Origin of the sequence: Pseudomonas huaxiensis (assembly GCF_003231275.1) — a bacterium.
GTDB classification, from domain to species: Bacteria; Pseudomonadota; Gammaproteobacteria; order Pseudomonadales; family Pseudomonadaceae; genus Aquipseudomonas; species Aquipseudomonas huaxiensis.
The window spans coordinates 75,081-95,135 of sequence record NZ_QKVL01000002.1 but is presented as its reverse complement, the minus strand read 5'-3'; the positions used below and the strand labels follow the sequence as shown (position 1 = coordinate 95,135).

Below are 20,055 nucleotides of genomic sequence, written 5' to 3'. Positions count from 1 at the left end.
CTTAGTGGTGTGCCGGGTTGGAAAGCAGAATCTGTGAATCACTCGCCCCAAGAAGATCGACCAGAATGGCTGACATCTATTCTGGAGGCATTTCTGGCGGATTAATCAGTACGCAACGAGTCCGCCCGAACCCTGACGAACGACAAAGAAACCGGCCATTGAGTCGGTTTTTTGCCTTTGATACCGGCCTAATGCGCCATGCATTGCTCCACGGCATGGCAACAAAAGGAGGTTCAGAGAAACTATCTGGATGACGGTCTTGAGCGTGCGGCAGGTTTCAACCGTGATTGTTCGATTAGGTAGAACGCTGGCGGCTGCATGCAGATGAACGACACGATTCTGGAATTTGATCGATATAGGTACAGCATGAAAGTGTGGTGGAAGAAGGCAGATTCACGCGGCGCTGAGGTTGAGCGTTTGAAACAAGCACTCGAGATTGCAAACCATGATCTGGAGGCTGCAAATGGTCGCCTCGCACAAGCAGAACAGCAGGTTGTCGAATGCCACGGTCGTATCAGGAAGTTCGAGGACCTGGCCGCCAATCTCGCTACCTTTTCGCATTCGCTGGAGATGACCCAGTCCTCCTTCGCCAAGTTGGCGGGAACCATGGGCGATGAGCGGCAACACGCAGTACAGGCCCAGCTCATTTCCATGGATAGCCGCAATGCGATCGACCTGATTGCGGTCAACCTCCAGACACTGGCAGGCACTTCGGAAGAAGCCTCGCACAAGGTCGGACAGCTTGATGAGCAGGCGCAGAAGGTCGGTGGAATACTGCAAATGATCAAGGAGATTGCTGACCAGACCAATCTTCTGGCGCTCAACGCCGCCATTGAGGCGGCTCGCGCAGGCGACGCCGGGCGTGGCTTCGCGGTGGTGGCCGATGAAGTGCGCAAGCTGGCCAAGCGCACTGCGGAGGCTACTGCGGAAATCACCACCCTGGTGGGGAAGATTCGTCTGGACAGCTCGGACAGCCGCGATCAGATCGCTTCTCTTGCAGAGCATTCAGCGTCATTCAGCAAGGATGGGCAGGCCGCAGCGGATACCATGAGACGTCTTCTGAGTATGTCTTCCACTAGCGAGCAAACGGTCTCGGCCTCGGCGTTGCGCAGTTTCTGCGAGCTGGCGAAAGTTGATCATCTGATTTACAAGTTTCGCGTGTACAAGGTTCTGTTCGGTATTTCCAATGAAGGCGAATCCAGTTTTGCACTCCATACCCATTGCAGGCTTGGCAAGTGGTATTACGAAGGTGAGGGCAAGACCAGCTACGCCCAACTCCCCGGCTACCGCGATATAGAAAGTCCTCACAAGAAAGTCCACGACGCGGCTTTCGCGGCGCTGCGTGCTCATGCACAGGGCGATTCGGTTACCTTGTTGAAGGAGGTTGCTGCCATGGAAGAGGCAAGCCTGATTGTCCAGGATTGCCTCGAGCACATGGCTGAGAGCGGCGAGAAAGACACGCGTTTGCTGCAGTGTCACTGATGACATGAGCTTCGTGTTTTCGGAGGCAGCGGAACCGTAGTCGTAGATCGCTACTGTTTTTCATCATTGGTTTGGTGGTTTCGAACAGGCCAGGCGCGATGGCATTGACGTTGATGCTGTGGCGCGCCCATTCCATCGCCAAGGCTTCGATCAGATTTGCAGGCGCAGTAGAGCGCGGCGTGAACTGATCCGCATGCTCCTCACCCTGCGCACCCTGGAATTTACCTGGGACCTGCAACCCAGCGCTGATCACTACGACGCCTGGCACACGTTCAATGCCGGCGTCACCGAAAACCTGGAAAGCCTTTCACGCCAGGTCGAAGGGGCTCACCGCAGCGCCTTGCAGAACGGCCTGGCGGCGTTGCAGCACTACACTGAAGCGTTTATCGGCTACCGCGATGGCTTGCACAGCAGCGCTGCCAGCCAGGCGCGGATGATCGGCCTGGCGCAACAGATGCTCGACCTGACCGCCGGTGCCTATGACAGCGAAGTCGCCCGACTGCATCAGCAAAGCCGTGGTTTCTTGCTGGGCATGGGCCTGATCCTGTTGTTGTCCATGACCCTCAGCGTGCTGGCCGCCTGGCTGATCCGCCGACTCACCCTGGAGCCGCTGCGCGACACACTATTGATGGCGCGGCGGGTAGCTGATGGCGACCTGCGTGAAGAGCCGCCGCGTGCGCGTGGCGACGAATTTGGTGAACTGCAACAGGCCATGCACGGCATGACGGGCAACCTGCGCGGGCTGGTCGGGCATATCCAGCACGGCGTGCGGCAACTGTCCCAGGCGACTGAAGGCCTTGGCCAGCTCAGCCGCGAAAGCCTCGACGGCATGGACCGCCAGCGCGATGAAACCGAGCAGACCGCTAGCGCCGTGCAGCAACTGGCGGCCAGCGCCCAGAGCGTCGCCGAAGACGGCGTCCGCGCGTCTCAGGCCGCGCTGGAGGCCGACGGCAGCGCCCAGCGTGGCGAGCAGGTGGTGTTGCAGATGCTCGGGCGGATCAGGTTGCTGTCCGATGGCATGCAACAGACCGCAGGTTCCGTTGCCCGTCTGGATGAGCAGAGCCGCAGCATCGTGCGGGTGCTGGACGTGATCAAGGCCCTGGCCGAACAGACCAACCTGCTGGCATTGAACGCCGCCATCGAAGCGGCGCGGGCAGGGGAGTATGGCCGGGGCTTTGCCGTGGTCGCCGACGGCGTCCGCGGCCTGGCGGGACGGACCCGGCAATCGGCGGGGGAAATCGAAGGCACCATCGACCAATTGCTGCAGGTCACCACCCAGGTGGTGGACGAGATGCAGTCGGGCTTGGTCCTGATCGATGACAGCTTGCTGCTGGCCGAAGAAGCCGGTTCATCACTGGAGCGCATTACCCGTATGGCCTCGGTCATCGAGCAGCGGAGCCTGCAGATTGCCGCCGCAGCGGAGCAGCAGAGCAGTGTTGCCGACCAGGTGAGCGACAGCGTGGTGCGCATTCGTGACGTGACCCAGTTGAACGTGACAGCGACCCGCAAGATCGATGAATCCACGCAGCAGATCGCGGCGCTGGGCAAGGCGCTGACCGAGCGAATTGGGAGTTTCCGCAACTTCAAATAATCGTCCATTGCTGCGCGGCCTCTCGGCGTTGTGGCAGCAATTGGGCGCGTGCACATACCGCGCCCTGCGCGCCTGGCATGCAGAACCTGGAAGGAGGTTCCCAGACCTTGCTCGACGCCTGACCTCTAAGTCGAGACGGGGGACTTCGCCGTCGGCGTGCTTGCCGGGCTCGGTCAGCGAGCGGATGAAGGCATCGCTGAGTGTTGGTCTGAAAGGGGCGGCGGTTTCTGAGGGCATCGGTGGGGACACCGTTTTTCCAACACTCGAAAATTTGCCCCCATAAGCTCTGGAAGCCAGGGGGACTGGGCAGACGGCTTTGGATTAAATGGTTTGGTAACTATATGTTTATAAAGATTTTTTTGGGTTAAGCGGAAGTTCATTACAGACTCTCAGGATCCCCAAAAAACATCTGAATCCTCGACCGCAACCACTTCTCCCCCGGATCATTATCCTGCGCCCCTCGCCAGGCCATATGCAGTTCGAAGGTCCGCGCCTCCAGCGGCAGTTCTTCGGCGCGCAGGCCGCCGGCGGCGGTGAGGATGTCGGCGGTGTAGTCGGGGACGGTGGCGACGATGTCGGTGCCGGTAAGCAGGCTGCCCAGGCCATTGAACTGTGGCACCGCCAGCACCACGTGGCGTTCGCGGCCAAGCTTTTGCAGTTCTTCATCGATGAAGCCGCTGAGGTCGCCGGCGAAGGACACCAGTGCATGGGGGCGCTTGCAGAAATCATCAAGGCTCAGCGAGCCGGGCACGCTGTCGGCCCGCAGCAGTTTCGGCTTGCTGCGTCGCAGTACCTTGCGCTTGGCATTGGCCGGCAGGTCGGCGGTGTAGCTGACGCCGACGGAGATTTCGCCGGAGGCGAGCAGGGTGGGCATCAACAGGTAATTCACTCGACGCACCACCAGTACGACACCTGGCGCCTCGGCACGGACGCGCTTGAGCAGCAGTGGCAGCAGGGCGAATTCGGCGTCGTCCGACAGGCCGATACGGAACACGTTGGTGCTGGTCGCCGGATCGAAGTCGGCAGCGCGGCTGACGGCGGTGGAGATGGAGTCCAGCGCCGGCGAGAGCAGGGCGAAAATCTCGGTGGCCCGCGCCGAGGGCTCCATCGCGCGTCCGGTGCGGACGAACAGCGGGTCATCGAACAGGGTACGCAACCGCGACAACGCAGCGCTGATCGCCGGCTGCCCGAGGAAGAGTTTTTCCGCAGCCCGGGTGACGCTGCGTTCGTGCATCAAGGTCTCGAAGACGATCAGCAGATTGAGATCGACGCGGCGCAGGTCGTTACGGTTCATCGGCTTCGCTTCGCTGGCGGTTCGGGGCAAGGGGTGAATCTTACGAGCAAAGGCTGTTACCCTGCACCGTAAATTGTGGCTGTGTGCCAGTTTACGGCAAGCAGCCAGGCATGAGCCCAATCGATGACAAGCATGTCGACTATTAATGACCACTGATGGTCTAACCGTGAAAGCCCCGATAGAGTTCAGGGCATTAGAGGTTCACTAGGCGAGGTTTGCGATGTCCCGCATGATCCGTTTCCACAAGTTTGGTCCGGCCGAGGTGCTCAAGATCGAGGAGCAACCAACGCCCGCGCCGGCTGCCGGGGAAGTGCAGATTCGTGTCCAGGCGATCGGCGTCAGTTGGTATGACGTGCTCTGGCGGCAGAATCTGGCGCCGTCCCAGGCGCGTCTGCCGGTCGGCATCGGCCATGAAATGGCGGGCGTGGTGACGGCGGTAGGCGAAGGTGTCGATGACCTGGCGGTGGGCGACAAGGTCGCCAGCTTCCCGGCCAGCAGCCCTAACGATCACCCGGTCTATGGCGAAATCATCGTCCTGCCGCGGCTGGCGCTGACCCGTTATCCCGACATCCTGACGCCCATCGAAGCCAGCGTGCACTACACGCCGCTGCTGATGGCCTATTTCGCCTACGTCGATCTGGCCCGTGCCAAGGCCGGGCAGACCGCGCTGGTCACTGATGCCAGCCACTGCGCCGGCCCTTCATTCGTGCAACTGGGCAAGGCCCTGGGCCTGAAGGTGATCGCTGCCACCCGCGATGCCGAACAGCGCGAGCCGCTGCTCAAACTGGGCGCCGACAAGGTGATCGTCACCGAGGAGCAGGATCTGCTCATGCAGATCAACAAGTACACCGACAACCGTGGGGTCGACATGGTCCTGGACGGTCTCGGCGGGCCGCAGATGTCGCTGCTCGGCGATGTCCTGGCGCCGCGCGGCAGCCTGGTCCTGTACGGCCTGCAGGGCGGCAACCAGACGCCGTTCCCGGCCTGCGCGGCGTTCCAGAAGAACATCCAGTTCTTTGTCCACTGCATCAGCAACTTCACCGGCAAGCCGGAGCTGGGTATCACCCAGGACCAGGTCGCCTTGCACCGGGCGTTGCGCGACATCAATCAGTTCACCGCTGACCGCCAGTTGCTGCCGCAAATCATTCAGGTCTACCCGTTCGAGCGTGTCGTCGACGCCCACCGACATATGGACGAGTGCCCGTGTGGTGGTCGTGTAGTGCTGGAACTCCCCGACGCCTGACAGCACTTTCAGCTCCCTCCTGCACAGCCCGAGAATATGCTCGGGCTTTTTTGTGAAATTTGCCTCATAAAATTTCAGAAATTTCCTATTAGTCTTATGCGGACTAAGGACTTTGCTTCGGCTATGTTGTTGCTGTGGGAATAAGGGTGTTTCAGTGTCCGTTGAATTACGCAACGCTGTACAGAAACATGGGCTGCATCAAGCCGCAAAAGACTTCCCGCACGTAATCAAACCGCCTTGCCGTTATCGTCTCAGGGAGTGAGATATGTTCGTTCAATTATTGATTGCCAGTCGGGACAGGTGCGATCCGGATGCCATCGCGCTCGGTCAGGTCCGCCGCAGGGGTCTGTTTGGGTAGTTCTGTTTGGGTGTAGGAGGCTTCCTGCAAGCTGGAAACAAATTCCTACATTGGAATTAAAAATTGAATCCGAAGAGAAAGAAAGTTCCTTGTTGAAGCATCTTTTCGGGTGTGTTTCTGGTTTTCATTAGTTGCAATAAATATCAGGGAAATACTATGGGCGCGATTCATGATCAAGCCATGCAATTTGTCTATCAACAAGTCCTGCAGCGGCTGCTCGAAAGCCTGAGCCAGGGCCAGCGCGCGTCGTTGCAGTTGTTGATCCAGCGACTAATGGTGATTGCCGGAGGCCAGGAGTGCATCCATGGGTTAAAGGTCATGATGGTGCACACCGGCAGTCAGGACAGCACTCACACGCTGGCCTTCCTCAGGGCCGCCCAACTGAGCCTGGCGGCGCGCTCTCCCGGCACTTTCACCCTGCGGGTGGCCACTGCGCGGCATACCGACATGCCTGCCGTCGTGCTGAGAAACGTCGAACGGGCTTTCGCTGCGCTGGTGGTGCATGACGACCCCCGGGTCGAGCTGCTGATGGTCGACGACGGCCAGGTACGTCCCTTCGATGCCCGTCAGGCGATTTCCCGAGCCCAGCAACAGGCGGACCGCTACGCGATACTGATGGCAGGTCATCTGACGGCAGGCCATCCACATTTGGCGCTGACGCATCGACATTATCTCGACCTGGCCGACCTGCATCGCCTCGGTGCTGCCTGGAATGGTGGGGTCGATGTGTTGGTCAACGGAGACCCGGGCCCGCGGCGCAAGCGCTTTGTCGCCGGTGCGTTGCGGATGATGCGTGAGGTTGGCCTGCCACGTGTGCGACCGGTCGAAGCCTTCCCACGGGCGCTGTTCGAGCTGGCAAGCGCTGTGCGCCAGGAGTACCGGATGCCTGCCTGTGCAGACGCAGTCGGGGAGAAACCTGTGGCGCCCGAGCCTCGCGGCCGTATGCCGCGTTTCGTTGCGGTGGATGATCTGGTTCACGACCCGTCCTGTGGCCAAGGGCGGCTTTTGCTCGATCTGTTGCGCTACCGGCATGATGAGTGGTCGTTTGCCTTTCCCGTTACGGAGCCCGGCAATCCGCTTTTGCGAGCGCACCTGCACGGCTTGCGCGGCGAGTTCGTCGGCGGGCGTTGTTACCAGGACGGTCTTGAAGAGTGCCTGCAGCGTGCGGAAGAGGGCATGCAGCGCGAGCAATTGCCGATAACCCTGCGCGAGCAATTGCTCGGGCCTTGGCAGAAGTCCGAAGACCTGCAACAGGTGCGACGTCTGGCGGGAGATTTTGCCTCGCAGGCATTTGGTGTCAGCGAGGCGCAACTGGTCTGCCTGTTGTTCGCGCCCATCGTCAGCCAAGGCAGGGGATTGGAAGAGTTTCTGCGACGTTGTCATCCCGGGATGGCGGTGGCGCTGCCTTACCTGCACAAGGTCCTGAAGGGGCAGCCGTCGCCGGAGTCGGTCGTGCAGTGGCTGACCGGCACCAGTGGTTTGCCCATGTCCGCCCTGCAGGCACTATACCGGCGCGATGCGCTGATCGAGGCGAGCCCGATCGCGCTCGACCATTGATCTTGTGCGGTTGCCAATAGTATTGGTCTGTATGTATAACCAGTGTCCGTTTTTTGTTGGTTGTACCGCTCGTGATCGCCCATTCCGTCAACGAACCGCTCTACTACCTGCACAACTTCCGGCAAGTGCTGGACTGGTTGCGCGCGCGTTATGCCGATTTGCTGGACGCCGACGAACACGCGTTTATCGAGAGCTTCGCGCAGTTGCCTCAGGCAAGCCAGGCGCTGTTTGTGCGTATGGTGATGCGCAAGGGCGTGCTGTTTCGTGAGCGCCGGCTGGTCTATGCCGAGATAGGTTCGCCACGTCAGGCGTTGCAACCCTTGCTGGCGCTGGGCTGGGTTGAGGATGACGCGCCCTTGGGACTGGACGCACTGTTCGAGGTGTTGCTCAAGGAGGAAATCAGTACCTGCTTCGCCTCGGTCCTGAGCCGGCCGAGGGCCGCCAAGCACGAGTTGTTCGAGCAATTGCACGGTCTGTTCCCCGAGCCGCGGCCGTTACGGCAGTGGTGGCCGGGCTGCGACGAGGTCATTTATGTGCTGCGCCAGCAGGCGATCTGTGACCGTCTGCGACTGATGTTTTTCGGAAATCTCTATCAGGACTGGTCTGAGTTCGTCCTCGCCGACCTGGGCGTTCTGCGCTATGAGCAGGTGAGTTTCAGCAGCGACTCCCGGGCCTTGCGCGAGCGCGCCGATATCGAGTTGTGCCTGGCACTGCATGCCTGTTCCGAACAACTGGAAAGCCAACCGGACATCGACCTGCTGCTGGGCAAGCTAGCCACGCTGAGCACGGCCAACCCGTGGCTTGAGCGTCGCCGGGCCCGCGTTCAATACCAGCTTGCCTACCACTGCGAGCGCCTGGGTGACTGGTCGCGGGCGTTGAGGATCTATCCCAACTGCGCACACCCGCAGGCGCGAGAGCGGCATATCCGTGTTCTCGAGCGCAGCGGCGATTACCCCGCAGCACTCGAATTGGCGCTCCTGGCTGCGGAGCAGCCGGGGAATGCCGCCGAGGCCCAGGCCCTGACCCGGATCTTGCCGCGGCTCAAGCGCAAGCTCGGTGGTCCGCCACAGTCACGGCGCAAGCCGCGCGCGATCCGTCGCCTGGACCTGTGCCTGCCTCAGGATCTGTCGACACTGGGTGTGGAGGGGGCAGTGCGGGCTCACCTGGAACAGACCGAGGCGGCGCCGGTTCACTATGTCGAGAACACCCTGTTCAACAGTCTGTTCGGCTTACTTTGCTGGACCGCGATTTTCGAGCCGCTACCCGGCGCCTTCTTTCATCCGTTCCAGAGTGGTCCCCAGGACTTGCTCGATGCTGGTTTCCACGCCCGCCGTGCAGAGCGGTTTGCCGAGTGTCTCGGACAGCTGGACGATGGGCGCTATCGCCAGACCATTCTCGACAACTATGCCGCCAAGCACGGTCTGCAATCGCCATTCGTATACTGGGACTTGCTGACCCATGCCTTGTTGGAGCAAGCACTGGTGTGCCTGCCGCCTGTGCATTTGAAGCACTGTTTCCTGCGTTTGCTCGAGGATATCCAGGCCAATCGCGCCGGCATGCCCGACCTGATCCAGTTCTGGCCCGAAGAGAAGCGTTACCGGATGATCGAGGTAAAAGGCCCCGGCGACCGCCTGCAGGACAACCAACTGCGCTGGATCGAATTCTGCTCCACCCACGGACTGCCGGTAGATGTCTGCCACGTCGAATGGGTAAGCCCGTGAGCTATCGGGTGGCGGTGCGCACCTTGTGCGAGTTCACCGCCAAGGTCGGTGATCTGGACCTGCGGTTTACCCCGTCACCAACCGCGCAGGAAGGGGTGGCCGGGCATCGCCGGGTGGTTGGGCGGCGCGGCAGCGACTACGAGGCCGAGGTTGCTCTGGACGGGATGTTCGGCAGCCTTGAAGTCCGTGGTCGTGCCGACGGCTATGCGCCGGGCCGCAATTGCCTGGAAGAGATCAAGACCCATCGCGGTGACCTGAACACCCAGCCGGATAACCACCGGCAATTGCATTGGGCGCAGGCGCGGGTCTATGGCTGGCTGATGTGCCAGCAGCGCAACCTGGCAACGATCAACCTGGCGCTGGTCTACCTGGATGTCGACAGCGACCAGGAAACCCGTTTCGAATGCACCACCAGCGCCGCCGAACTTGAAGCCTATTTCCAACAGCTATGCGGACGCTTCGTGCAGTGGGCCGAGGAGCAGAGCCGGCGCCTGGCGCTGCGCGATGCCGGGCTGCAGGCGTTGGGTTTTCCCTGGCCGTTGTTTCGCAAGGGGCAACGTGAGCTGGCCGAGACCGTGTACAAGGCGGTCAGCACCGGCCGCTGTCTGATGGCTCAAGCCACCACCGGCATCGGCAAAACCCTCGGCACGCTGTTTCCGTTGCTCAAGGCCATGCCCCGCCAGTCGCTGGACAAGATCCTCTTTCTCACCGCCAAGACTCCGGGCCGCGCGCTGGCACTGGATGCGCTGCGTCAGGTAATGACGACCGATCCGGAACTGGCCCTGCGTAGCCTGGAGCTGGTCGCTCGCGACAAAGCCTGCGAATACCCCGGTACCGCCTGCCACGGCGACGCCTGTCCATTGGCCAAAGGCTTTTATGATCGCCTGCCAGTCGCCCGCGAGGCGGCGATGCGCCTGCCGCTGCTGGACAAAGCCCAGGTCCGCGAACTGGCCCTGGCTCATCAGGTCTGTCCGTACTACCTCGCCCAGGAACTGGCGCGCTGGGTCGATCTGCTGGTGGCGGACTACAACTACTACTTCGACCAGAGTGCGTTGCTGTTCGGCCTTGCCCAGACCGATCAATGGCGTCTGGCGCTGGCAGTGGACGAGGCGCACAACCTGGTGGAGCGGGCGCGGCAGATGTACAGCGCCAGCCTCGACCAGGGCCAGTTGCAGGCCTTGCGACGCGAACCGCCGGCGGGCATGGTCAGCGCCTTGCAGAGCCTCAACCGCGAATGGAACCGCCTGCACAAGGAACAGGTGGCGCCGTATCAGGCGGGCAACGAGCTGCCGACGGCGTTTCTCAAGGCGTTGCTGCGCTGCGTCGGCCTGGTCCAGGAATTGATGAACCGCACGCCCCAGGCGGTGGACCCGGCGCTGTTGCAGTTTTTCTTCCAGGCTCTGCAATTCCTGCGTTTGAGCGAGGTGTTCGACGAGCACTTCCTGTTCGATATCAGCAAGCGCAACGGGGCAGGGCGCCGCAGCCTTTCGACCCTGTGTCTGCGCAACGTAGTGCCGGCGCCGCTGCTGGCCCCGCGTTTCGCCGCCGCGCGCAGCGCCGTGCTGTTTTCCGCCACGCTCAGTCCACGGCATTTCTACGCCGACCTGCTGGGCATCCCCACCGACACGGCCTGGCTGGAGGTCGAATCGCCTTTCGTGGCCGAGCAGTTGCAAGTGCGTATCGTCAGCAATGTCTCCACCCGCTATCAGCACCGCCGGGCTTCCCTGGCGCCCATCGTTGAACTGATAGCCAGCCAGTTTCGCGATCAGCCGGGCAACTACCTGGCGTTCTTCAGCAGTTTTGAATACCTCCAGCAAGTGTCGGCGCTGCTGGCCGAGCGTTATCCGGGCATCGAGCAGTGGTCGCAGTCTTCGGGCATGGATGAAGAGCAGCGTCAGGGTTTTCTCGATCGCTTTGTCGAAAACGGCCACGGCATTGGTTTTGCGGTGCTCGGCGGCGCTTTCGCCGAGGGCGTGGACCTGCCGGGAACCCGCTTGATCGGCGCATTCATCGCCACCCTCGGGCTGCCTCAGGTCAATCCGGTGAATGAACAGCTCAAGGAGCGCATGGCGGCATTGTTCAGTTCCGGCTTTGACTACACCTATCTCTACCCCGGCGTGCGCAAGGTGATCCAGGCGGCGGGGCGAGTCATCCGTGGCACCGAGGACCGTGGCACTGTTCTGCTGATCGATGACCGTTTCGCTGAAGCCCGCGTGCAACGGATGTTTCCGGCCTGGTGGGCACCTCAGGATAAATAGTCAGGTGCCGTGGATCTTCATCGTCGCCTTGTAGTCGAAGTGCCAGTAAACTGCGTGATTTCATCACCCTGAAACTCTTTTCTTGAGGTTTTGCATGAAGCTCAGTCCTCTGGCTGGCAAGTTGGCTCCCGCTTCCGTACTGGTCGATATCCCGCGTCTGTTGACCGCTTACTACACTGGCCAGCCCGATGTTGGCGTGGCCACCCAGCGGGTCGCCTTCGGCACCTCCGGCCACCGCGGCAGTTCCTTTGACCTGAGTTTCAACGAGAACCATGTGCTGGCTATCAGCCAGGCAATCTGCCTGTACCGCCAGGCTCAGGGCATAGATGGCCCGCTGTTCATCGGCGCTGACACCCACGCGCTGTCGACCCCAGCCCTGGCCAGTGCGCTGGAAGTGCTTGCGGCCAATGGCGTCGAAGTGATGCTGTCGAAGGATGACGAGTACACCCCGACCCCGGCCGTATCCCACGCGATCATCTGCTACAACCGTGGCCGCACCGCCGGCCTCGCCGACGGCATCGTCATAACGCCGTCGCACAACCCGCCGCAGAGTGGCGGCTTCAAGTACAACCCGCCCAATGGCGGTCCGGCCGACAGCCATGTCACCAAGTGGGTCGAGGCCAAGGCCAACGAACTGCTGGCCGACGGCCTCAAGGGCGTCAAGCGTCTGCCTTACGAGCAGGCACTGAAGGCGGCCACCACCCATCGCCATGACTATGTCGGCAGCTACGTCGCCGATCTGGTCAACGTCATCGATTTCGATGCCATTCGCGGCGCCAACCTGCGCCTGGGCGTCGATCCGCTGGGCGGCGCGGGCGTGCGCTACTGGTCGGCCATTGCCGAGCACTACAAGCTCAACCTGGAAGTGGTCAACGCCGAGGTCGATCCGACCTTCCGCTTCATGTCGGTGGACTGGGACGGCCAGATCCGCATGGACCCATCCTCGCCATACGCCATGCAAGGCTTGATTGGCCTGCGTGACCGTTTCGACGTCGCATTCGCCTGTGACCCGGACCACGACCGCCACGGCATCGTCACCCCGACCGGTGGCCTGCTGGCGCCGAACAACTACCTGGCCGTGGCCATCGACTACCTGTTCCAGAACCGTCCGCAGTGGCGTGTGGACGCCGCGGTGGGCAAGACCGTGGTCAGCAGCGGCCTGATCGACCGGGTTACCGCACGTCTGGGCCGTCGTCTGTACGAAGTGCCGGTGGGCTTCAAGTTCTTCGCCGACGGGCTGTTCGACGGCTCGCTGGGCTTCGGTGGCGAGGAGAGCGCGGGTGCGTCGTTCCTGCGCAAGGACGGCAGCGTCTGGACCACCGACAAGGACGGCCTGATCCCGGCACTGCTGGCGGCCGAAATTACCGCCCGTACCGGCCGCGACCCGAGCCAGGCTTATGCCGAACTGACCGCCGAACTGGGCGAGCCGTTCGCCACCCGCGTCGAAGCCAAGGCCAACCCGCAACAGAAGGCCCTGCTGGGCAAGCTGGCGCCGGAGCAGGTCAAGTCCACGGAACTGGCGGGCGAGCCGATCCAGCAGATCCTCAGCCATGCGCCGGGCAACGACCAGGCCATCGGCGGCCTGAAAGTAATGACCGCCAATGGCTGGTTCGCCGCGCGGCCGTCGGGCACCGAGGACATCTACAAGATCTACGCCGAAAGCTTTATCGACGATGCGCACCTGCAGCGTCTGGTGAGCGAGGCGCAGGAACTGGTGGACAAGGCGATTTCCTGACACTGATCGCCGGCAAGCCGGCTCCCACAGGTTGTGTGAACATCACAGTCCACCCTGTGGGGGCTGGCTTGCCAGCGATGGCGCCCAGCGCAATGGCTTTTCTCAAGTCCCCCTGCTAATCCCCTGATTTTCCAGACAATCAGTTCTGTCCCATTGCGCCTGAATGGGGTAAAACTTCCGGCTTATGTGATTTCCTGCCGGAGCCGGTGTGTCAGACAAGCTTCCCCCGCAACCCCTCGAATTGACCCCTCCCGCCCAGTTGCCGTGGATCCGGCGCTTCACCGCGCGCCTGCTCGGCCGTGGCCTCAACCGCCTGCGGGCGCAACATCGGGATTCCTGGTTCCAGGGCCACGCCAGCGGTCAGCGCACTGGCCACGCCGATGGCTTGCGTGAGGGTTACGACCAGGGGCGTGTCGATGGCTACGAAGCCGGTCGTCAGGTGTTGGTGATCCGTGACACCCGCCCCGACAGCCATGGTATTCCCGGCCTGGACGACAGCCTGTTCGACGACTGGCGCCTGCCGCTCACCGCCGAGCTGAAGAAGCGCTTCAAGGCCGATGTCACCCGGCATCTGCCGGAGCACGCCCAACCCAGCGCCGCGCAGTGGAAGATGATCTTCAGCGACACGCCTTCCACCTGTGTCATCGCCGGCGCGGGGGCGGGCAAGTCCACATCCCTGGTGCTGCGCATCCTGCTGCTGCGTCATTACCTGGGCTACGAGCTGGACGCCATGACCGTGGTGACGTTCACCCGCGAGTCGCGCAAGGACTTCATTGCCCGCTTGCTGCAGGTGTTCAGCCTCTGGCAGGTGGCGTTGAACCCGGCGCAGGCGCGGGAGCTGGTGCGCACCTTCCACTCGCGGATCCTGCCGCTGGTGCGCAGCCTGCCGGGATTCAGCCAGGTGCGTGCCTTCGAAACCCTCGGCAGCGAACTGCCCGCCGGCGCCGAAGCCGACGCCGAGAGCAACCCCTTCGACCTGCGCATCAACGACGCCCAGCGTCAGCAACTCAACCTGTGTTACCGCGACCTGCTGCGGGCCAATCCGCGTTTTGCCGCGTTGATCGGCGGGCTGCGTCGCGAGGCGGTGCAACTGAAGTCGCTGGAAAAAGACCATCCCGACGTGCAGAAACGCATGGCGGTAACCCAGCTCTCCGCCAGTCGCGATGAAGAACTGTGCGACACCATCGAAGACCTGTGGTTTGGCGCCGGTGCCTGGCCCATCAAAGGCATCGAGCCGAGCCGTGAGACGGTCGAAATCAACGGCAGCCGTTTCCATTTCCATGGCCATATCGCCGAGCTGGACGCCTGGGTGGTGCTGGGTTTCGATCCGGGGGAAAACCAGCAGTACAAGCGCCCGAGCGCCAAGCTGCCGGTCTGGGCTGAGTGGGTGATCAAGCGCACCCTGTTTCAAGCTTTCTGCGATAAGCCTGTGATCTGGCTGGAAAATTATGCTGCTGCCAAGCGCTTGACCGCGTCCCTGGCGGGCGATGCGGTGGCTGGTCCCGGCTTCGATTACAAGGTCAAGGGCGAGCTGGCCGCGGTGCCGCTGCTGGATGCTTTCGTCACGGCGGCGGGCTTTATCGAAAATCTGGGGTTGGATGTCGCTGTCGCCGTGAGCGGCATGAGCTTCCCGCAGGGCGACAGCGATGCGCAGTTCTTCGAGGCCTTGAGCCTGTATTGGAAAGCGCTGGAGGAACATCTGTTGGGGCAGTCGCCACCGGTGATGACCTATAACCGCATGTTCGCCCTGTTCGGCGAGAACAACCCGGAGAACTTGCGCTTGTTGCCCGACCCGCTATTGCGGCCGCTAGCGCACCTGATGATCGACGAATTTCAGGATGTCTCGCCGCAGATTGTGTCCTGGCTGCGGGCCAGCCTGCGGGAGATCCGCCGCCGTGGCCCGGCCATGCAGGTCGGGCGCAGGGCACAGCATTCCTCGCTGCTTTGCGTGGGCGATGACTGGCAGTCGATCTATGGCTGGCGGGGCAGCTCGCCGAAGTACTTCATGGAGTTCGCCAAGACCTTCGTCGCGCCTTCCAGTACCCGGGTCATGCTCACCGACAACTACCGTAGCCACCAGCACATCATCGATGCCGCCGAGCATATCGTGAAGTCCGCGCCGTCGATTACCGGCAAAAAGGCCAAGGCGGTGGGGGCAGCGGCTGAAGAGCGTTGGCCGGTGCACGTACAGGAGCGGGACGAGTCGGCGCTGGCGCAGCAGGTGATGGAGCACTACCGGCGCGGCGATTCGATCATGATCCTGTTTCGAAAAGGTTCTGATAAATCATTGATTTCAGAGCATATTCAATCTGTAGTTAATGTGGATTCTAGCTTGCCGCCAGGGCAGCGCCGGCTGCGCCAATTGACCTATCACAGCGCCAAGGGCCTGCAGGCGGATGCGGTGTTCATGCTCGGGGATTGCCAGTATGTGACCCGCTCGCCGTACAAGAATCAGGTCTACCGGCTGGCGGGGCTGGGCCGTTCGGGTGACCCGGAAGCCTTCGATACGGCGCAGAAGGAAGAGATACTGCGGCTGGCCTATGTCGCGATTACCCGGGCGGTGCGCCACTGCTACTGGCATGTGGAAGTGCCTAACGGGGAGCAGGCGAACCTGCCCCGGGCTTCGGTGCAGGTGGATGGGAAGAAGGCGTTCTTCGAGGATTTGCGGGTCACAACCAGTAGGTCACAGCCCACCAGCCCAATCCGCCCATGACAACGGTATAGGGCAGCGCCATCCATACCATCCGTCCGTAAGACAGCCGGATCAGCGGCGCAATCGCCGAGGTCAGCAGGAACAGGAACGCTGCTTGGCCGTTCGGCGTGGCCACGCTGGGCAGGTTGGTGCCAGTGTTGATCGCCACGGCCAGGGTCTCGAAGTGCTCGCGGCTCATGGCGCCGTCGAGGAACGCCTGCTTGACCTCGGTGATGTAGATGGTGGCGACGAACACGTTGTCGCTGATGGCCGAGAGCAGGCCGTTGGCGATGAACAGCATGCCCGGCTGCTGCTCCGCCGGCAGCGCCAGCACCGCCTGGATCAGCGGTGTGAACAGCGCCTGCTGATGAATCACCGCGACCACGGCGAAGAACACCACCAGCAGCGAGGTGAACGGCATGGCGTCCTGGAACGCCCGGCCCAGGCGGTGCTCGTCGGTGATACCGGTGAACGAGGTGATCAGCACGATCACCAGCAGGCCGATCAGGCCCACTTCGGCAATGTGCAGCCCCAGGCAGACGATCAGGATCAGCGCGGCAATCCCCTGCACCAGCAGGGCGGCGCGTTGCTGGGCGGTGCGTTGGGCATCGTCTTCGGCGGCGTAGGCGGCGAGCACCTGGCGCACGCGGTCCGGCAGCAGGGTGCCGTAGCCGAACCAGCGCAGCTTCTCCAGCAGCACGCAGGTCACCAGGCCCGCCACCAGCACCGGTAGAGACACCGGCGCGACCTTGAAGAAGAAGTCCTGGAAATGCCAGCCCAGCTCATGGCCGATCAACAGGTTCTGCGGCTCGCCCACCAGCGTACACACGCCACCCAGCGCGGTGCCCACAGCACCATGCATCAACAGGCTGCGCAGGAAAGCGCGGAACTGCTGCAGGTCTTCGCGGGCCAGTTCGGGAATCTGCTGATCACTATCGATCTGCGCATCGCCTCGCGGGTTACTGCCGGAGGTCACGCGGTGATACACGGCGTAAAAACCGACGGCGGCGCTGATGATCACGGCGGTCACGGTCAGTGCATCAAGGAAGGCGGACAGGAAAGCAGAGAGAAAACAAAAAGTCAGTGCCAACAGTGGCTTGGACTTTATTCCTAACAAAATACGTGAGAATGCGAACAGCAACAGGTCCTTCATGAAGAAGATCCCCGCCACCATGAACATCAGCAGCAGGATCACCGGGAAGTTGTGCTGCAGTTCTTCGTACAACGCCTGTGGGGTGGTCATCCCCAGCAACAGGGCTTCGACCAGCAGCAGGCCGCCGGGCATCAGCGGGTAGCATTTGAGCGCCATGCCCAGGGTGAAGATGAACTGCACCACCAGAACCCAGCCGGTGATCACCGGGCCGAGGGTGAACAGCAGTAGCGGATTGAGCAGCAGGAACAGGCAGAGGGTGGCCTTGTACCAGCGCGGCGATTGGCCGAGGAAGTTGCGGGCCAGGGCGCCGGCAAGGGAGCGGGGCATGAAGATGTTTCCTGATAATTCAAAGACCTGCGCACGGTGCCGCAAGCGCTTTGCAAGATCAAGGTATGAAGTCCCGCTTTTGGCACAAGTGCGGCCTGGCGGTTGGGATATAGTCCGAGCTTTCCTGCTTCTCTTTCCTACTCTGCTGCTCAAGGAGCGTCGCCGTGACCGACTACACCGCGTTCAAGGTCGAGCTGTCGAACAACATCGCCCACGTCCAGATCAACCGTCCGGAAAAGATCAACGCCATGAACGCCGCGTTCTGGAGCGAGATCGTCGACATCTTTCAGTGGATCGATGAGACCGATGCGGTGCGTGTGGTGGTTATCAGCGGCGCCGGCAAGCACTTTTCTTCGGGTATCGACCTGATGCTGCTGGCCTCGGTGGCCAACGAGCTGGGCAAGGACGTCGGCCGCAACGCCCGTCTGTTGCGCCGCAAGATCCTGCAGATGCAAGCCTCCTTCAACGCCGTCGACAACTGTCGCAAGCCGGTGCTGGCGGCGATCCAGGGCTACTGCATCGGCGGCGCCATCGACCTGATCGCCGCCTGTGACATGCGCTATGCCGCCAGCGATGCCCAGTTCTCGATCAAGGAAATCGACATGGGCATGGCCGCCGACGTCGGTACCCTGCAACGTTTGCCGCGGATCATCAGCGATGGCCTGGTGCGCGAACTGGCCTACACCGGGCGCACCATCGACGCCGAAGAGGCGTTGCGCATCGGCCTGGTCAACCGTACGTTCGACGATCACGGCAGCCTGCTTGACGGAGTCTTTGCCATTGCCACGGAAATTGCGGGAAAATCCCCGATTGCCGTGGCCGGCACCAAGGAGATGCTCAGCTACATGCGCGATCACCGGATCGACGACGGGCTCGAGTACATCGCCACCTGGAACGCCGCCATGCTGCAATCCACCGACCTGCGGGTAGCCGTGGCCGCCCACATGAGCAAACAGAAGCCGGAGTTCGCCGACTGAGCAGGGCGGCGACCCGCTAAGGAAAGGGAACATGTCAGCGCGTTGGACCACAGCGGTACTGGATACGACTCTCAATGGCGGCCTGGCGGTCGTGCGCAGCGCCGAAGGATTCATGCTGGACGCCAACGGCGCGCTGTTCCCCCGCGACTGGCTCAAACGCCAGGAGCTGGATATCCGCTTCGAACACGGCATTGGTCATTACGATGGCCAGCCGGTCTACCTGATCGAGTTGCACGGCACCCAGGCGTTGCCCGGGTGCGGCTGGCAGGGGCTGCGTCAGTTCATGCTGGACGGCGACTTCGATACCTACAAGATCCTTGGCTATGCCGCGCAGATTTCCACCTGGGCCCGCGAGCACCGCTTCTGCGGCAGTTGCGGTCAGACCATGACCCAGGTGCCGCTGGAGCGGGCGATGTACTGCCAGCCCTGTGACCTGCGCAGCTACCCGCGGATTTCTCCGAGCATGATCGTGCTTGTCACCCGTGGCGACGAAATCCTCCTGGCGCGTTCGCCGCGCTTCGTCACCGGCGTCTACAGCACCCTGGCCGGCTTTGCCGAGCCGGGCGAGTCGGCGGAGGATTGTCTGGTGCGCGAGGTGCGCGAGGAAGTGGCGATCGAGGTGCAGAACATCCAGTACGTCGGCAGCCAGTGCTGGCCGTTCCCGCACTCGATGATGTTGGGCTTCCATGCCGAGTACGCAGGTGGCGAGATTGTCATGCAGCCGGACGAGATCGAGGACGCCCAGTGGTTCCGCATCGATGCGCTGCCGCCACTGCCGGCCGGGCGCTCCATCGCCCGCTACCTGATCGACCTCTATGTGGCGCGGCGCTTAGGCCTGGCCGAACCAGTGCTGCCACGCTAGGCGCACGGTCAGCGCCAGCACCACAGTGATGAACACCGGGCGAATGAACTTCGAACCGCCGCTGATGGCGGTTCGGGCACCGAAGAAGGCGCCGACCATCAACGCCGAGCCCATCGACAGCCCCACCAGCCAATCCACCTGACCCGAGAAGATGAACACCGACAGCGCCGCCGCGTTGCTGACGAAGTTCATGCTGCGCGCCACGCCGCTGGCCTTGACCAGGTCGATGGGGTAGATCAGCAGCGTGCTGACGGTCCAGAAGGCGCCGGTACCGGGGCCCGCGACGCCGTCATAGAAACCGAGGGTGAAGCCCTGCGGGAACTGCCATTTCTTCTTGATGGGGGCATCGGCGTCCAGTGGCGCCTTCGGTGTGCCGCCGAACAGCAGATAAACGCCGCAGGCGAAGACCACCACCGGCAGCATCTTGTTCAGCCATTCTGCTGGCAAGTAGTGGGCGATGACCGCGCCGATCAGTGCACCGACCAGGGTGCCCACCAAGGCATGCTTCCATTGCGCCGGATGGAACAGCTTGCGCCGGTAGTAAGTGAAGCCGGCGGTGGCCGAGCCGAACGTGGAACTGAGTTTGTTGGTGCCCAGGACCAGGTGCGGCGGCATGCCAGCGGTGAGCAGGGCGGGCGTGGTCAGCAGGCCGCCCCCGCCGGCGATGGCATCGATGAAACCGGCAACGAAGGCTACGGCGGCGAGAATGGCGAGGGTGGTGAGGTCAACGCTGAGTTCGAAAGGCATGGGAATTTCTTGAGCGACAGGGGCTGGCGGGAATGGGCTCGCCGGAAGGGCTGTATGT

13 protein-coding genes and 1 pseudogene are annotated in these 20,055 nt (G+C 62.2%); 11 read left to right on the top strand and 3 right to left on the bottom strand.

Annotated elements, in window-relative coordinates; all coding sequences use genetic code 11:
* Positions 1-774: 774 nt before the first annotated feature.
* The 3 genes and pseudogenes from DM374_RS34235 to DM374_RS03775 form a co-directional block, all read left to right on the top strand.
* Positions 775-1,023: pseudogene (locus DM374_RS34235) on the top strand (methyl-accepting chemotaxis protein); the annotation flags it as partial.
* 24 nt (positions 1,024-1,047) lie between these two features.
* Entirely contained in the window at positions 1,048-1,482 is a 435-nt protein-coding gene (locus tag DM374_RS34230; RefSeq protein WP_404821289.1) for a CZB domain-containing protein, read from the top strand.
* A gap of 193 nt (positions 1,483-1,675) precedes the next feature.
* Positions 1,676-3,073 (top strand): methyl-accepting chemotaxis protein, encoded by a 1,398-nt coding sequence (locus DM374_RS03775; protein ID WP_110968661.1) that lies wholly within the window; start codon positions 1,676-1,678, stop codon positions 3,071-3,073.
* Between the two features lie 379 nt (positions 3,074-3,452).
* Here DM374_RS03775 and DM374_RS03770 read toward each other — a convergent pair whose 3' ends face one another.
* Positions 3,453-4,367, bottom strand: coding sequence for a LysR family transcriptional regulator (locus tag DM374_RS03770; RefSeq protein WP_110968660.1), 915 nt, complete (start codon positions 4,365-4,367; stop codon positions 3,453-3,455).
* A 220-nt stretch (positions 4,368-4,587) separates the two neighbouring features.
* Here DM374_RS03770 and DM374_RS03765 point away from each other — a divergent pair, with 220 nt between their 5' ends.
* The 6 genes from DM374_RS03765 (at position 4,588) to DM374_RS03740 (ending at position 15,952) form a co-directional block, all read left to right on the top strand.
* Complete coding sequence (locus DM374_RS03765) at positions 4,588-5,610, top strand: zinc-dependent alcohol dehydrogenase family protein (RefSeq protein ID WP_095155091.1); 1,023 nt, start codon at positions 4,588-4,590, stop codon at positions 5,608-5,610.
* A 538-nt stretch (positions 5,611-6,148) separates the two neighbouring features.
* Entirely contained in the window at positions 6,149-7,525 is a 1,377-nt protein-coding gene (locus tag DM374_RS03760; protein ID WP_157969652.1) for a hypothetical protein, read from the top strand.
* Positions 7,526-7,596: 71 nt separating this feature from the next.
* Entirely contained in the window at positions 7,597-9,246 is a 1,650-nt protein-coding gene (locus tag DM374_RS03755; RefSeq protein ID WP_110968873.1) for a VRR-NUC domain-containing protein, read from the top strand.
* Positions 9,243-11,504, top strand: coding sequence for an ATP-dependent DNA helicase (locus DM374_RS03750; RefSeq protein WP_110968872.1), 2,262 nt, complete (start codon positions 9,243-9,245; stop codon positions 11,502-11,504). The genes DM374_RS03755 and DM374_RS03750 overlap by 4 nt, the downstream gene beginning before the upstream one ends.
* A gap of 94 nt (positions 11,505-11,598) precedes the next feature.
* Positions 11,599-13,239, top strand: coding sequence for a phosphoglucomutase (alpha-D-glucose-1,6-bisphosphate-dependent) (gene pgm, locus DM374_RS03745; RefSeq protein WP_110968658.1), 1,641 nt, complete (start codon positions 11,599-11,601; stop codon positions 13,237-13,239).
* A 208-nt stretch (positions 13,240-13,447) separates the two neighbouring features.
* Positions 13,448-15,952: a UvrD-helicase domain-containing protein gene (locus DM374_RS03740; RefSeq protein WP_110968657.1), complete on the top strand. Its 2,505-nt coding sequence runs from the start codon at positions 13,448-13,450 to the stop codon at positions 15,950-15,952.
* On the opposite strand, the gene nhaB is transcribed toward DM374_RS03740, so the two are convergent.
* Positions 15,909-17,411, bottom strand: coding sequence for a sodium/proton antiporter NhaB (gene nhaB, locus DM374_RS03735; RefSeq protein WP_110968656.1), 1,503 nt, complete (start codon positions 17,409-17,411; stop codon positions 15,909-15,911). The genes DM374_RS03740 and nhaB overlap by 44 nt on opposite strands.
* Before the next feature lie 164 nt (positions 17,412-17,575).
* Here nhaB and DM374_RS03730 point away from each other — a divergent pair, with 164 nt between their 5' ends.
* Together DM374_RS03730 and nudC are read left to right on the top strand one after the other, a co-directional pair.
* Complete coding sequence (locus tag DM374_RS03730; protein ID WP_110968655.1) at positions 17,576-18,388, top strand: crotonase/enoyl-CoA hydratase family protein; 813 nt, start codon at positions 17,576-17,578, stop codon at positions 18,386-18,388.
* A gap of 31 nt (positions 18,389-18,419) precedes the next feature.
* Entirely contained in the window at positions 18,420-19,250 is an 831-nt protein-coding gene (nudC, locus tag DM374_RS03725) for an NAD(+) diphosphatase (RefSeq protein WP_110968654.1), read from the top strand.
* On the opposite strand, the gene DM374_RS03720 is transcribed toward nudC, so the two are convergent.
* On the bottom strand, positions 19,218-19,997 hold the full coding sequence (locus tag DM374_RS03720; protein ID WP_110968653.1) for a TSUP family transporter: 780 nt from the start codon (positions 19,995-19,997) through the stop codon (positions 19,218-19,220). The genes nudC and DM374_RS03720 overlap by 33 nt on opposite strands.
* Between the last annotated feature and the right edge of the window lie 58 nt (positions 19,998-20,055).